The following is a 14,210-nucleotide window of genomic DNA, read 5'->3' on the forward strand; positions in this document are numbered from 1 at the left end:
CGGCGGCGAGCCGGAAGGCCGCCGTTAAAAAGACGGCGGTGAAGAAGGCTCCGGCAACGCGCGCACGCCAGCCCGAGAACATCCTCGCCATCGACATCGGCGGGACCGGCCTGAAGGCGGCCATCATCGACGCGAACGGCGCCATGCGCACCGAGCGCGTGCGCGTGGAAACGCCGCATCCGTGTCCGCCGGACCTGCTCGTCGAGACGCTGCACACGCTCGTGCAGCCCTTGATCGCGCAGTATCCGCCGCAGCATGTGTCGATCGGCTTTCCCGGTTTCGTGCGCGACAACCGCGTGCTCACCGCGCCGCATCTCGGCGTGGAAGGCTGGCACGACGTGCCGCTCGCGCGGCTGCTCGGCGAGCGGCTGGGCATCGCGTCGGTGCGCATGATCAACGACGCGGAAATGCAGGGCTTCGCCGCCATCGAAGGACGCGGCCTCGAATTCGTGCTGACGCTCGGCACGGGTGCGGGCACCGCGCTGTTCCGCGACGGCGAGCTGATGCCGCATCTCGAACTCGCGCATCATCCGGTCAGCAAGAAGCACGCGTATGACGAATATATCGGCGACGCGGCGCGCAAGAAGGCAGGCAACAAGCGCTGGAACCGGCGTGTCGAGAAGGTGATCGGCATTCTCGATTCGCTCGTGCATTACGACAAGCTCTGGATCGGCGGCGGCAATGCCGAACGTCTGACGTTTGCGTTGCCGCCGAACGTGGCGACCGTGCCGAACGATCGCGGCATCGAGGGCGGCGCGCGTCTGTGGCATCCGCGCTCGGTGCGCGAGACGCGGCAGTTGCCCGCCGCGACGCTGCGCACCGGCGAATTCGAATAGATCGCGGCGTAACCGCGCTTACCAGCGCAGCAGGCGCGGCCCGAGCCACGCGCCGATGGCGGCGGGCAGCAACATGCCGATGGCGTACCAGACGCTCCAGAACGCCGGGCTCATTTCCGGGCAATGCGCGCAATAGGCGATGGTCGCCAACGCGCTCGCGAACAGTCCGGCGGCGGCGCCCGCCACGCGCGGGCGCGTGGGCGCGAGGCCGCGCGCGGCCCAGAACACCGCCGCGAACGTGGGCACCGAGAGCAGCACGATATTGAACGGGCAGGTGCGCCACGACAGGCCGAGCACGAGCGTCGCGCGCTGCGCGGGCTCCGCTTCGCCGAGCGTGAGCCAGCCGCCCGCCCACACGACCACGAACGGCACCGCCAGCAGCGCCCACGCGTAGCCGCCGCGCACGCCCGGACGGCCGAGGCGGCTCACCGCGAGCGCCGCCGCCAGCGCCACGCCGATCGGGAACGCGAGCTTGGCCCAGAAGATCGGCGTCTGCGCGACCGCGAGCAGATCGTGTCGCACACCGAACACGATGCTCATCAGCGCGAGCGAGCCCGCGAAACCCAGCGGCAGCGCGCGCGCGAAGCGGCGCAGCACGGCCTTGCGGTCCACCTTGGCGACGCCCGTGGAAAGCAGGCTGATCAGGTCGTCGGTTTTCATTGCGCCCCCCGGATGCGCGCGGCGAGCGCCTTGAGGCCGCGGTGGATGCCCACTTTCACCGCCGACTCCGAGAGCCCCGTGAGCTTCGCCGTCTCCACCACCGACAGGCCTTCGAGCTTCACATGCACGATGGGCAGGCGCTGCTTGTCGGGCAGCTGGTCGAGCAGCTTGCCGATGTCGCGGCGCGCCTGCGCGGGTTCGTCATCGGGCGTGGCGAACAGGTCGGTATGGTCGTCGAGCGGATCGTTGAGCGATTCGCGGCGCGCGCGCGAGCGGAAAAAGTCCATCAGTTTGTAGCGAGCGATCGCGTGGACCCAGGCCGTGAGCGGTTCGTCGGGACGCCACGTGTGACGCGCGTTGTGCACCGCGAGCAGGATTTCCTGCACGAGATCTTCCACGTCGTCGTGCATCTGCGGAATGCGGCGGCGCAGATAGCCGCGCAAATGGCGCGTGAGCTCCTGCAGGAAGCTGCGGTAGGCGTCGGCGTCACCTTCCAGTCCGCTGACGAACAGCGCTTTGAGACGGATTTCCGCGGGATACACAGGGCGTCCTGGGCTGGCGCGACGATCGGTTGGCGTGACGGGAGCGCCCGCCTCGTGAAAGCTCGCGGCGGGCTGGCGCGGTTCCGAGCCCGCGTGGAATCCGGGATCGATGGTTCGAGCGTAGCCGAACGCATTGCGCATCGCAATAGCGCCCGCGCCGCCGCCGTGGGCGTCGGGTTCCCGCATCCGCCATCGTCTTGCCGCCGCTTTTGCCCAGCTCACCTTGTTGATCCTCCGTGTTCGTTCATCGCGTGCGCGCCGTATCGACGTTATTCGTCGCGTGCGCCGCGCCGGTTACACGCTGCGCGGATTTATTTGCGCAGCGCACCGTTCGCGAAAAATTTTCATGCGTGCTGTAACCGCCGAAGCGCGCGCAGCGAATTCACTCGTAACCGTCACGCACTTGCCCCACGAGGATTCGCCATGGGACCGACCGCCGGAACACCGAATGCCGCCCAGCGCGCCGTTGAGCCAGCGGCACCCGCTGCGCGCCGCGAGCGCCCGATTCATCCGCTCTGGCTGCGCGTCACGCACTGGCTCAACGCGCTCGCGGCACTCGTCATGATGTTCTCGGGCTGGCGCATCTACGACGCCTCGCCGGTGTTTCGCGGCATCGTCATTCCGCCGTCGATCACGCTGGGCGGCTGGCTCGGCGGCGCGCTGCAATGGCATTTCGCGGCGATGTGGCTGCTGGTCTTCAACGGCCTCGTGTATCTCGGCCTGAATCTCGCGAGCGGCCGCCTGTTTGCGAAGTTCTTTCCGCTGAGTCCGCGCGACGTCGTGCACGATCTGCGTGCCGCGCTCACGGGCAAGCTCTCGCACGCCGATCTGCGCCAGTACAACGCCGTGCAGAAGCTCGCGTATCTGGTGGCCATCGCCGATCTGATCGTGCTCGTGCTCTCCGGCCTCGCGATCTGGAAGTCGGTGCAGTTTCCCGTGCTGCGCGAACTGATGGGCGGCTATGACCGCGCCCGCGTGGTGCACTTCTGCGCGATGGCGCTGCTCGCGGCGTTCGTCGTGCTTCACGTGACGATGGTCGCGCTCGTGCCGCGCTCGCTGCTCACGATGCTGCGCGGGCGCTGATCGCCACGCCCATTCGCGAAACCGGCATCGCGCATTCCATAAGGATTCCCAATGAACACGAACGACAAGCGGATCGTCACGGTGGACCGCGCGGCGATACTCACCGACGCGCGCCGCGAGATCGACAAGCTCGACATGCCCGCGCGGCGTCTGTTCGGCAAGCGCCTGCTCACGCTCGGCGGCCTCGCGATGCTGACCGGCTGCTCGATCACCGACGACGCCTCGGTCAACACGCTGCTTTCCGCCGTGTCGCGCTTGAACGACCGCGTGCAGGCCTTCATCTTCAATCCGCACCAGCTCGCGCCGACCTACAGCGAGGCGCAAATCACGCGGCCGTTTCCGTTCAACGCGTTCTATAGCGAGGATCAGGCACCCGTGGTCGATGGCGGCAGCTATCGGCTCAAGCTCGGCGGGCTCGTGACCGGCCAGCGCGTCTGGACGCTGCCCGAACTCTACGCGCTGCCGCGCGCCGACCAGATCACGCGGCATATCTGCGTGGAAGGCTGGAGCGCGATCGGGCGCTGGGGCGGCACGCCGTTCGGCGACTTTCTGCGACGCGTGGGCGCGGACACGAGCGCGCATTACGTGGCCTTCCGCTGCGCCGACGATTACTACGAAAGCATCGACATGGCCACCGCGCTGCATCCGCAGACCTTGCTCGCGTTCGACTACGACGGTCAGCGTCTGCCCGCGAAATACGGCTATCCGATGAAGCTGCGCATGCCGACCAAGCTCGGCTACAAGAACCCCAAGCACATCGTCGAGATTGTCGTCACGAACACTTACCCGGGCGGTTACTGGGTCGATCAGGGCTACAACTGGTTCGGCGGTTCGTGACGCACCGAGACCCATCTTTCACCCTGCTTTTTTGCAGAACGTTTCACTCACCAGGAGCATGACCATGAAGAAGATCACGATCGCCGCACTCGCCGCTGTGTCCCTCGCCGCCACGTTGGGCCTGAGCGCGGGCAGCGCCTTTGCGCAAGGCAGTGGCGCCATGTCCAACGACGCGATGTCGAAGGACAGCATGCACAAGGACACGATGGGCAAGGACGCCATGTCGAAGAACGACATGGGCAAAGGCGGCGCGATGTCCCACGACAAGATGAGCAAGCCGATGAAAAAGGACAACGCCATGGGCATGGACCACGGCGCGTCGGGCGCGATGTCGAAGTAAGCCCACTACACGCCGGCCGCGCCGCCAGCCGCGCTTCCCGCTCACGCGGGAGCGCGGCTTTTTCTTTGCGCGCGCGGGCCGCCTTAACATGCACATCTGAAATCTTTATATGAAATCACTATTTAATTTGCGCATGACGCGGTGATAGGCTGATTGCGATCGGCGCGGCGTCCGCGCGCGCCGCGCCCCCTACACGAACCCATGCGCCGGCGGCTGCTCGCCGTCCGCGAGCCGAGGAGCCACGATGAGCGTCGAATTCATAGGCATGATCCAGCAGCGCAAGGTGTCGGAAACGCATCTCGCGCAAGGCCCCGCAATCGATGTCGACTATGTGCGCAGCTTCGCGCAGGCGCACGAAAACGCGGGCTTCGACCGCATTCTCGTGCCGCATAGCTCCGTGAGCCCGGACGCCACGCTCACCATCGCCTACGCCGCGAGCGTGACCTCGCGCGTGCATTTCATGCTCGCGCATCGGCCCGGTTTCGTCGCGCCCACGCTCGCCGCGCGCCAGCTCGCCACGCTCGATCACTTCTCGGGCGGCCGTCTCGCGGTCCACTTCATTTCGGGCGGCAGCGACACCGATCAGCGCCGCGACGGCGACTTCCTCACGCACGACGAACGCTACGCGCGCACCGACGAATATCTGCAGATTCTCAAGCGCGTCTGGACCGAGGAAAAGCCGTTCGATCACACGGGCCGCTTTTATCGCTTCGAGCAGGCGCATTCGGAAATCAAGCCGCGTCAGCAGCCGCATGTGCCGATTTATTTCGGCGGCGCGTCGGCGGCCGCGCTCGAAGTGGCGGGCAAGCACGCCGACGTCTACGCGCTGTGGGGCGAATCGCAGCAGCAAGTGAAGGAACTGATCGAGCGCGTGCGCGCCGAAGCCGCGAAGCATGGCCGCAGCGTGCGCTTCTCGGTGTCGTTCCGCCCGATTCTCGCCGATACGGAAAAGGCCGCGTGGGAGCGCGCCGAGCACATCCTCGAAGCCACGCGCCGTCTGCGCGCCGAACAGGGCGTCGCAGCCGGTGGCCCGCTGCAGAGCGAAGGCGCGCGGCGTCTGCTCGCGGCGGGCGGCGACGGCGTGCGCGCCGACGAACGGCTGTGGACCGCCGTGGCGAAGGAGATCGGCGGACGCTCGAATTCCACCGCGCTCGTCGGTACGCCCGAACAGGTCGCGCAGACGCTCGCGGAGTATCACGCGCTCGGCGTCACGACCTTCCTGATCCGCGGCTTCGATCCGCTCGAAGACGCCATCGACTATGGCCGCGTGCTGATTCCGGCCACGCGCGAACTCACATCGCGCGCGGCCGCCTCACAACCCGCTTCGAAAGCCGCTTGATCGACGAACAGGAACGCATCATGACCACGGCTCTCGACATCGCGCACGACTTCCGCCAGCCGCCCGTGCGCCGCTTCTGGTTCGACGACGACAACGCCGCCAGCGCACGCAGCGTCGCCGAAGAACGACGCCATCGCCAGGAGCGGCTCGCGGGCGCGTTTCGCCTGTTCGCGCGCTACGGCTTCGACCAGGGGCTCGCAGGCCACATCACCGCACGCGATCCCGAATGGCCCGACCACTTCTGGGTCAATCCGCTCGGCCTGCATTTCGCGCGCGTGCGCGTCTCCGATCTGCTGCTCGTGAATCGCGACGGCGAAATCGTGGTGGGCCACGGCCCCGTGAATCAGGCCGCGTTCGCCATTCACGCCGCCATCCACGAAGCGCGCCCCGACGTGGTGGCCGCCGCGCACACGCATTCGCTCTACGGCAAGGCGTGGTCGACGCTCGGCCGCACGCTCGATCCGCTGACGCAGGACGCCTGCTCGTTCTACGAAGATCACGCGCTGTTCGACGACTTCCAGGGCGTCGTGCTCGACACGAGCGAAGGCGCGCGCATTGCCGCCGCGCTCGGGCCGCACAAGGCCGCGATCCTCAAGAACCACGGCATCCTGACCGCCGGTCCGAGCGTGGAAGCGGCCGCGTGGTGGTACATCGCGCTCGACAACGCCTGCCACGCGCAACTGCTCGCCGAAGCGGCGGGCACACCGCAGCGCATCCCGCACGACGTGGCGGCGCTCACGCATCAGCAGGTAGGCCGCCCCGGCGGCGCGCAGCACGCGTTCGAGAGCCTTTACGCGGGCCTCGTCGCCGCTGAACCGGAGTTGCTCGACTGATGGCGATACACAAACTGCGTGACTTCGTCGGCGAGATCGCGCGCCTTGTCGACGAGGCGCCCGAGGAACCCGCGCTGATCGAGCGCGGCCTCGCCGCCTTGCGCGAACTCGTGCGCGACGACGACTGGTTGCCCGACGCATTCGCACAACCCTCGCCCGAGCGCTATTGCCAATATCTGCTGCACGCCGACGCGCGCGAGCGCTTTTCCGTGGTCAGCTTCGTCTGGGGCCCGGGGCAGCAAACGCCCGTGCACGACCACACGGTGTGGGGACTCATCGGCGTGCTGCGCGGCGCGGAATATGCGCAGGGCTACCGGCGCGATGCCGAAGGCGCGCTGCACGAACACGGCGCGGAAGTGCGTCTCGCGCGCGGCGACGTGGAAGCGGTCTCGCCCGCCATCGGCGACATTCATCGCGTGCGCAACGCCTTCGACGACCGCGTCTCGATCAGCATCCACGTGTATGGCGCGAACATCGGCGCGGTGCGCCGCGCGACCTATCCCGCCGACGCGCCGCCCAAGCCCTTCATCTCCGGCTATTCGAACGATCTTCTCCCGAATCTCTGGGACCTCAGCAAGGAACATCCCGTCACATGAAGTCTTTTCCCACGCGCAGCCTTCACGACGTGCGCGCCGCCCTGCTCGCGAAACGCGAAATCGCCCTGCTCGACGTGCGCGAGGAAGATCCGCACGCGCAATGCCATCCGCTGTTTGCAGCGAACCTGCCGCTCGCGAAACTCGAACTCGATGCGTGGACCAAGCTGCCGCGCCGCAACGTGCCGATCGTGCTGCTCGACGACGGCGAAGGCTTCGCCGAACGCGCGGCGCAGCGGCTCGATGCACTCGGCTATACCGATGTCGCGCTGCTCGAAGGCGGGCTGCGCGGCTGGATCGACGCGGGCGGCGAGGTGTTTCGCGACGTCAACGTGCCGAGCAAGGCGTTCGGCGAGTTTGTCGAAGCGCAGCGTCATACGCCCTCGCTGTCCGCTGAATCGGTCGATGCGCTGTTACGCAGCGGCGCCGATGTCGTGGTGCTCGACGCGCGCCGCTTCGACGAATACCGCACGATGAATATTCCCGGCAGCATCAGCGTGCCGGGCGCGGAACTCGCGCTGCGCGCCCGCGCGCTCGCGCCCAATCCGGCCACGCGCGTGATCGTCAATTGCGCGGGGCGCACGCGCAGCATCATCGGCACGCAGTCGCTCGTGAATGCGGGGCTGCCGAATCCGGTGGCCGCGCTGCGCAACGGCACGATCGGCTGGACGCTCGCGGGGCAGACGCTGGAGCACGGCAGCACGCGCCAGTTCGACCCCGAAGCGGGCCGCGACGACGCCACGCTCGAAGCATCGCAACGCGCGGCGCGCACGCTGGCCGAGCGCGCGGGCGTGGGCCGCACGACGATTGCCGAGGCCGCGCGCTGGACGGCTGAAACCCAGCGCACGACCTATCGCTTCGACGTGCGCACGCCCGAGGAATACGAGCAGGCGCACGCGAGCGGTTTCGTCGACGCGCCCGGCGGTCAACTCGTTCAGGAAACCGAAATGTTCGCGCCGGTTCGCGGCGCGCGCGTGGTGCTGTTCGACGACGACGGCGTGCGCGCGAACATGACGGCCTCGTGGCTCGCACAGATGAACATCGACGTCTATGTGATCGACGATGCGTCGCCCGCCGATCTCGATGCACGCGGCGCGTGGCAAGCACAAAAACCGTTACCCTCGCCCGTGGCGTCGATCACGCCCGAAGCGCTCGCGGCGCGGCTCGCCGAACCCGGCGACGGCACCGTGGTGCTCGATTTCACGTCGAGTGCGAATCACGTGAAGGCGCACATTCCGGGCGCGTACTGGACGCTGCGCTCGCATCTCGCGCCCGGGTTCGCCGATCTGCGCACGTTGCCCGACGCGAAGCGCTACGTGGCCGTGTGCATGACGAATGCGCTCGCGCCGTTTGCCGCGCCGGACATCGCCGCGCTCACGGGCAAGCCCGTCGAGGTGCTCGAAGGCGGCACGTCGGCGTGGATTCGCGCGGGATTGCCGGTAGAAGAAGGCGAGGCGACGCTGGCCTCGCCGCGCATCGACCGCTACCGGCGTCCGTATGAAGGCACCGGCAACGCGCGCGAAGCGATGAACGCCTACCTCGAATGGGAATACGGTCTCGTCGAGCAACTCGGCCGCGATGGCACGCATGGCTTCTTCGTGATCTGAGACGCGTGAGTTGAGACACGTGATTCGGCCGCGTGATTCGAGCCCTGAAAACAAGGCTCGAAACGAGCCTTGCCCTTTACGCTGCCTTCACGCCGCCTTTGCGATGCGCGCCGCCTTGAAGCGGCGCGCGATGCTTTGCGCAAGCACCGCGAGCGCCGATTCCATGCGCCCGATCGCACGCGAGCGCACGATCCACACTGCGATTTCCGGCTTGAAATCGGCGATCTGCACGACGTCGAGCCGTTCCGCATGCGCGCTCGCAGTCACGAGCGGCTGCGGCACGAGGCCGAGACCGACGCCGTCCGCGACGAGCCCGAGCTGCAATTCCGCGCCCAGCGTTTCGAGGTTCAGCCGCAGCGTGTGACCTTGCGCGGCCAGCGCGTGCTGCAAGCCCGCGCGGAAGCCGCAGCCGTCGGGATTGAGCACCCAGCCGAACGACTGGCATTCCGCCAGCGTATGCGCGCGCCGCTTGAGTAACCCTTTTTGTGCAACCACCGCGAGCTTGAGCGCGCCGAGCATTTCGCCCGCCAGCGCTTCGGGCAGCGCGCGATTCGCGGGCAACAGCACCACGGCGGCGTCGAGTTCGCCGTCTTCCACTTTTTGCAGCAGCGGCGCGCCCCAGCCGGTAGAGACGCGCGCCTGCAGTTCGGGATGCGCCGCGCGCAGCGCCTGCAAGGCGTCGAGCATGGCGATGTCGGCGACCGTTTGCGCCACGCCCAGACGCAGCACGCCCGCGAGCGGCGCGCCGTCGTTCACGAGCTGGCGCAGCGCGTCGACTTCGCGCTGGATCGCGCGGCATTGTTCGTAGACCGTGCGGCCCATCGGCGTGGCGCGCAGCGGCTTGGTGTTGCGGTCGAGCAGCGCGACGCCCAGCGCTTCCTCGAAGTTCTGGATACGCCGCGTGACGGCGGGTTGCGTCAATTCAAGCGCTTCGGCGGCCTGGCTCAGCGATTCGCTGCGCACGACCGCCACGAAGGCTTCGATCTCGTCGAGTTTCATGAATGGAGTTCCTGCGTGATGCACCTGGCGGCTAAGCCTACGTGAATGACCGCTCGGGTTCAAGATGCGCCTACTGCTTCTTGCATATTTAGATAGAAGAACAATGCGTTTGCGTTATGACGATGCGCTGCTTATCGTGGGCCATTCACGCCAGTTCCGCTATCGAGGATCGATCCATGCGCCGTTCCGCTTCACGCTTTCGTTTCATTCACCGCCGTTTCGCCGCGCTCGCGGCATCATTTGCGGCGTCGTTCGCCTTCTTCGCGAACGCGGCGCACGCCGACACCACGCTCAAGGTCGGCGACCAGCAATTGCAGACGCGCGGCATCCTCGAAGCATCGGGTCAACTGAAGGACGTGCCGTACAAGATCGAGTGGTTCAACTTTCCGGCCGCGCAGCCGCTTGGCGAAGCGCTCAACGCGGGCGCGATCGACGTGGGCGGACTCGGCGACGCGCCGCTCATCTTCGCCTACGCCGCCGGCGCGAGAATTCGCGCGGTGTCGGCCACGCGCTCGGTGCCCGTCGATCTCGCGATCCTCGTGAGCGCGTCGTCGCCGATTCGCACGGCCGCCGATCTCAAGGGCAAGCGCATCGCCACCACGCGCGGCTCGATCGGCCATTACCTCGCCGTGGCCACGCTGGAGCGCGCGCATCTGAAGCTCAGCGACGTGACGTGGGCCTTCATGCAGCCCGCCGACGCGAAGGCCGCGCTCGCTTCGGGCACCGTCGATGCGTGGTCCACGTGGGACCCGTATGTCGCGCTGGCCGAGTCGCGCGATCACGACCGCAGCATCGCGGACGGCGTGGGCGTCTCGTCGGGCCTGAGCTTCGAGGCCGCCACCGATGAAGCGATCCGCACGAAACACGCTGAAATTGCGGACTTTCTGCGCCGCGTGGCCGCGGGCCAGCGCTGGGCGCTCGCGCACCCGGACGACGTCGCGGCCATTCAATCGCGCGTGACGGGCCTGCCCGCCGACGTGCTGAAGACGGTTTATCAGCGTGCGCAATTGCAGCCGGTCGCCATCGACGATGGCCTGATCGCCGAGCAGCAGCGCACCGCCGACCTCTATCACCGCGCCGACGTCATCAAGGCGCGGCTCGACGTCACGCCCAGTTTCAATCAGCAATTCCCCTTAAATTCGCGTTAAAGCGACATCAAGCGTGGACCTGACGGTGGGCCAAAAACCGTCAACCCCACGGCGGAGCCTTGTTGCAGAAGGGCGACAGCGCATCGATTTCATTACAGGAATTTAAATTGTTCGAAATATCATTGCGCCACTTTCAGCGCGCTGGACTCCGCCGGCGCGCACGGAATATCCAGATCCGACCGCTAGCGCGCCTGCCGCGCGGCGATCCAGACGAATAGAAACGGGGAACACATGAAGAAGACCACCGCGGCGCTCGGCGTCGCACTGCTGGCCGCATCGGCCCAATCGGCATTCGCACAAAGCTCGGTGACGCTGTATGGCCTCGTCGATACGGCGCTGCGCTATCAAACCAACGCGAACTCGAATAACGACGGCCTGATCTCGATGCGCGAAGGCGTCGTGACGCCGAGCCGTTGGGGCCTGAAGGGCACGGAAGATCTGGGCGGCGGCACGTCGGCTGTCTTCAAGCTGGAAAACCAGTTCAATCTGTGGAACGGCAAGCTCGCGAACACGAGCAACCAGTTGTTCCAGCGTAACGCGTATGTCGGTCTGTCGAACACGAAGTACGGCACGCTGACCTTCGGTCGCCAGCAAACGCCGTTCTTCGACGAAATGGGCAACACGTTCGATCCGCTGACCGTCGCCGACTACTGGCAGGACAGCTGGGCGTACAACCCGGTCGGCCCGTTCCTCTTCACGAACAGCTCGGCGAAGTACACGAACACGATCGGCGGCCTGCATGTTGAAGCGATGTACGGCTTCGGCGGCGTCGCGGGCAGCACGGGCCAGAACTCGATGTACGGCTTCACGGCTTCGTACGCGTTCGGTCCGGTGCAAGGCCTCGTGGGCTTCCAGCAGAACGACGTCTCGGGCAAGAAGTTCAACATCGCCAACGTCGGCCTCGTCTACACGGTCGTGCCGACGGTGCGCCTGCTGGCAGGCTGGCTGCACTCGCAGGACAACTCGGGCACGGTCGACCAGGCGCAGCAGCAGGTCAGCGGCGCACCGGCCCTGATCTCGAGCCTGAACCGTATCGACGACAACTTCTACGTCGGTTCGACGTGGCAAGCCACGACGCCGCTGGCGATCACGCTGGCCGGCTACTACGGCCATGCACGCAACGCTGCGCTGGCTGATGGCGGTTACGGCGTCGGTATCAACTACTCGGCCACGCTGCTCGCCGAGTACTCGCTCTCGAAGCGCACGGAAGTCTACGGCACGGTCGACTTCACGCGCGGCACGGGCGCTTACCTCGCGGACTACCCGGGCCGCAACAACCAGACCGGCGTCGCAATCGGTCTGCGCAACATCTTCTGATGACGCGGCGCCCGCTTCGGGCGCTGGGTTCGAAGGCGTAAAAAAACCGCCCGCGTTGCAAAACGCGGGCGGTTTTTCTTTGGGTCTTTCGATCGACAGTGCTGATTGTGTCGACTGCGCTTATTGCGCTAATTACGCTTATTGCAGCGCGCCTTCGCGCTGCGTTTGCGCTGCATCGCGCGACGGCGTCATGCGATCGGCGCGAGCGGCGCGATCGGCGAACGCCTGGATATCCATCTCGTCGTAGCGAATGAAGCGGCTTTTCTTCACGAGGCGATAGCCGAGCCACATCAGCGCAAACAGCGGAATGCCGATATAGGTGGCCAGCACGCTCGCCCAGTCGATCTTGTCGGCGACGAAGGCCTGATAGTCCTGGCCAAGCATGATGATCAGACAGACCGCGAAAGCGAAAATCGGCCCGATGGGAAACCACTTCGACGTATAAGGCAGTTGCTTGAGCGAATAGCCCTGCGCGACGAAGCCCTTGCGGAAGCGGTAATGGCTCACCGCAATGCCGAGCCACGCGATAAAGCCCGTCATGCCCGAGGTGTTGAGCAGCCACATATAGACGGTCTTGTCGCCGTACATCGACGAGAGAAAACACAGCGCGCCCACCGCCGTGGTGGCATACAGCGCGTTGCGCGGCACGCCGCTTTGCGAGAGCTTCGCGAAGATCTTCGGCGCGCGCTTTTCGATCGCGAGGTTGTAGAGCATCCGCGTGGACGCGTACATGCCCGAGTTACCCGCCGACAGCACGGCCGTCAAAATCACCGCGTTCATCACGCCGGCCGACATGGCCAGACCCGCGCGGCGGAACACGAGCGTAAACGGGCTCACGCCGATATCGGTGACGTCGGATTTCAGCAGGTTCGGATCGGTGTGCGGAATCAGCAGGCCGATGACGAAAATCGCCAGCACGTAGAACAGCAGAATGCGCCAGAACACCTGACGCACCGCGCGCGGAATGGTTTGACCCGGATTCTCCGATTCGCCCGCGGCCACGCCGATCAGCTCGGTGCCCTGGAACGAGAAGCCCGCGATCATCGTCACGCCGAGCAAGGCCGGCAGGCCGCCCGTGAACGGACCGCCGTCGAGCGCGAAATTGCCCCAGACATGATCGGCGCCGCCCTTCAGGATGCCGACGATCATCAGCAGGCCCACGCCGATAAACGCGATCACCGTAATCACCTTGATCAGCGAGAACCAGTATTCGGCTTCACCGAAGCCGCGCACCGAAAGCGCATTGAGCAGGAACATCACGCAGAGAAACGCGGCGCTCCACCAGCCGCCGGGCACGTGCGGGAACCAATAGCTCATCACCAGCTGCGAGGCCACCAGTTCGACGGCGATGGTCACCGCCCAGTTGTACCAGTAGTTCCAGCCGAGCGCGAAGCCGAAGCCCTCGTCGACGAACTTCGCGCCGTAGGTCGCGAACGAGCCGGAGACCGGCATGAACGCGGCCATTTCGCCGAGGCTCGTCATCAGGAAGTAGACCATCAGGCCGATCACGAGGTACGCGGCCATTGCGCCGCCGGGGCCGGCCTGCGAAATGGACGCGCCCGATGCGACGAACAGGCCCGTGCCGATCGAGCCGCCGATGGCGATCATGGTCAGGTGTCGGGCTTTGAGACTGCGATGCAAGGCGGGCTTGTTGTCGCCGGCGCCGGAAGCATTTTCCGAAACGCGATGCGGATCCGAATCCATATAAATCTGTGTGTGTGTTCTATGTGTTGCTGGGTAAGGCTTCGAGGCTCCCGGAAAGCCCGATGACCCATGCGATTGCGCAAGAAGCTAACCGCCGTCGATAGGCGGTAAGCGGCGCCGAAGTCGCCGCGAATAGCAGAGCACTTGACACAACACCTTGACGCAACGCCCGGACAGGCGTGCCGATTGATCGAGCGGATCGAGCGCTGACGCCGCTCGTCTCGAAGACTGGAGCCGCGATTTTATAGCAGTGGCCGCCGCACGTCGCGCATGCGGCTGAAGTTTGCACTGGGTTGGCGGCGGGATTGCGGCGGTTTAGGCGCGTACGTGGGCGCGGATGCGCCGTGGCGCTTGATGGAATATCGGGGCGCG

General features: G+C 66.1%; 14 protein-coding genes. 10 read left to right on the plus strand and 4 right to left on the minus strand.

What is annotated here, in order from left to right:
- Positions 1 to 38: 38 nt before the first annotated feature.
- Positions 39 to 836: an ROK family protein gene (locus LDO54_RS21645; protein ID WP_224012708.1), complete on the plus strand. Its 798-nt coding sequence runs from the start codon at positions 39 to 41 to the stop codon at positions 834 to 836.
- An 18-nt stretch (positions 837 to 854) separates the two neighbouring features.
- Here LDO54_RS21645 and LDO54_RS21650 read toward each other — a convergent pair whose 3' ends face one another.
- Together LDO54_RS21650 and LDO54_RS21655 are read right to left on the minus strand one after the other, a co-directional pair.
- Positions 855 to 1,496: a DUF1109 domain-containing protein gene (locus LDO54_RS21650; RefSeq protein WP_224012709.1), complete on the minus strand. Its 642-nt coding sequence runs from the start codon at positions 1,494 to 1,496 to the stop codon at positions 855 to 857.
- Positions 1,493 to 2,038, minus strand: a complete 546-nt coding sequence (locus tag LDO54_RS21655; protein WP_224012993.1) for a sigma-70 family RNA polymerase sigma factor — start codon at positions 2,036 to 2,038, stop codon at positions 1,493 to 1,495. Before LDO54_RS21655 ends, LDO54_RS21650 begins: the two co-directional genes overlap by 4 nt.
- Before the next feature lie 423 nt (positions 2,039 to 2,461).
- Here LDO54_RS21655 and LDO54_RS21660 point away from each other — a divergent pair, with 423 nt between their 5' ends.
- The 7 genes from LDO54_RS21660 to LDO54_RS21690 all read left to right on the plus strand — a co-directional run bounded on the left by LDO54_RS21660 (position 2,462) and on the right by LDO54_RS21690 (position 8,670).
- Complete coding sequence (locus LDO54_RS21660; RefSeq protein ID WP_224012710.1) at positions 2,462 to 3,121, plus strand: cytochrome b/b6 domain-containing protein; 660 nt, start codon at positions 2,462 to 2,464, stop codon at positions 3,119 to 3,121.
- A 51-nt stretch (positions 3,122 to 3,172) separates the two neighbouring features.
- A complete protein-coding gene (locus tag LDO54_RS21665) occupies positions 3,173 to 3,958 on the plus strand; it encodes a molybdopterin-dependent oxidoreductase (RefSeq protein WP_224012711.1) in 786 nt (261 codons plus the stop codon).
- Between the two features lie 64 nt (positions 3,959 to 4,022).
- Positions 4,023 to 4,298 (plus strand): pentapeptide MXKDX repeat protein, encoded by a 276-nt coding sequence (locus LDO54_RS21670; protein WP_224012712.1) that lies wholly within the window; start codon positions 4,023 to 4,025, stop codon positions 4,296 to 4,298.
- A 244-nt stretch (positions 4,299 to 4,542) separates the two neighbouring features.
- Positions 4,543 to 5,637, plus strand: a complete 1,095-nt coding sequence (locus LDO54_RS21675; RefSeq protein ID WP_224012713.1) for an LLM class flavin-dependent oxidoreductase — start codon at positions 4,543 to 4,545, stop codon at positions 5,635 to 5,637.
- A gap of 20 nt (positions 5,638 to 5,657) precedes the next feature.
- The gene (locus LDO54_RS21680; protein WP_224012714.1) at positions 5,658 to 6,470 is read left to right on the plus strand and encodes a class II aldolase/adducin family protein; all 813 of its coding nucleotides are present in this window, start codon (positions 5,658 to 5,660) and stop codon (positions 6,468 to 6,470) included.
- Positions 6,470 to 7,066: a cysteine dioxygenase gene (locus LDO54_RS21685; RefSeq protein WP_224012715.1), complete on the plus strand. Its 597-nt coding sequence runs from the start codon at positions 6,470 to 6,472 to the stop codon at positions 7,064 to 7,066. Before LDO54_RS21680 ends, LDO54_RS21685 begins: the two co-directional genes overlap by 1 nt.
- Positions 7,063 to 8,670: a rhodanese-related sulfurtransferase gene (locus LDO54_RS21690; protein ID WP_224012716.1), complete on the plus strand. Its 1,608-nt coding sequence runs from the start codon at positions 7,063 to 7,065 to the stop codon at positions 8,668 to 8,670. Before LDO54_RS21685 ends, LDO54_RS21690 begins: the two co-directional genes overlap by 4 nt.
- A gap of 87 nt (positions 8,671 to 8,757) precedes the next feature.
- On the opposite strand, the gene LDO54_RS21695 is transcribed toward LDO54_RS21690, so the two are convergent.
- Positions 8,758 to 9,669 carry a LysR family transcriptional regulator gene (locus LDO54_RS21695; protein WP_224012717.1) on the minus strand — a complete coding sequence of 304 codons (912 nt, stop codon included), beginning with the start codon at positions 9,667 to 9,669 and terminating at the stop codon, positions 8,758 to 8,760.
- A gap of 176 nt (positions 9,670 to 9,845) precedes the next feature.
- Between LDO54_RS21695 and LDO54_RS21700 the strand changes: the two genes are divergently transcribed.
- Both LDO54_RS21700 and LDO54_RS21705 read left to right on the plus strand, forming a co-directional pair.
- Positions 9,846 to 10,817, plus strand: a complete 972-nt coding sequence (locus LDO54_RS21700; protein ID WP_224012718.1) for an ABC transporter substrate-binding protein — start codon at positions 9,846 to 9,848, stop codon at positions 10,815 to 10,817.
- A gap of 231 nt (positions 10,818 to 11,048) precedes the next feature.
- The gene (locus LDO54_RS21705) at positions 11,049 to 12,134 is read left to right on the plus strand and encodes a porin (RefSeq protein ID WP_224012719.1); all 1,086 of its coding nucleotides are present in this window, start codon (positions 11,049 to 11,051) and stop codon (positions 12,132 to 12,134) included.
- A gap of 138 nt (positions 12,135 to 12,272) precedes the next feature.
- Here LDO54_RS21705 and LDO54_RS21710 read toward each other — a convergent pair whose 3' ends face one another.
- Positions 12,273 to 13,838, minus strand: coding sequence for an amino acid permease (locus tag LDO54_RS21710; RefSeq protein WP_224012720.1), 1,566 nt, complete (start codon positions 13,836 to 13,838; stop codon positions 12,273 to 12,275).
- Positions 13,839 to 14,210 lie beyond the last annotated feature (372 nt).

Source organism: Paraburkholderia tropica (genome assembly GCF_914484835.1).
Classification (GTDB): Bacteria; Pseudomonadota; Gammaproteobacteria; order Burkholderiales; family Burkholderiaceae; genus Paraburkholderia; species Paraburkholderia tropica_A.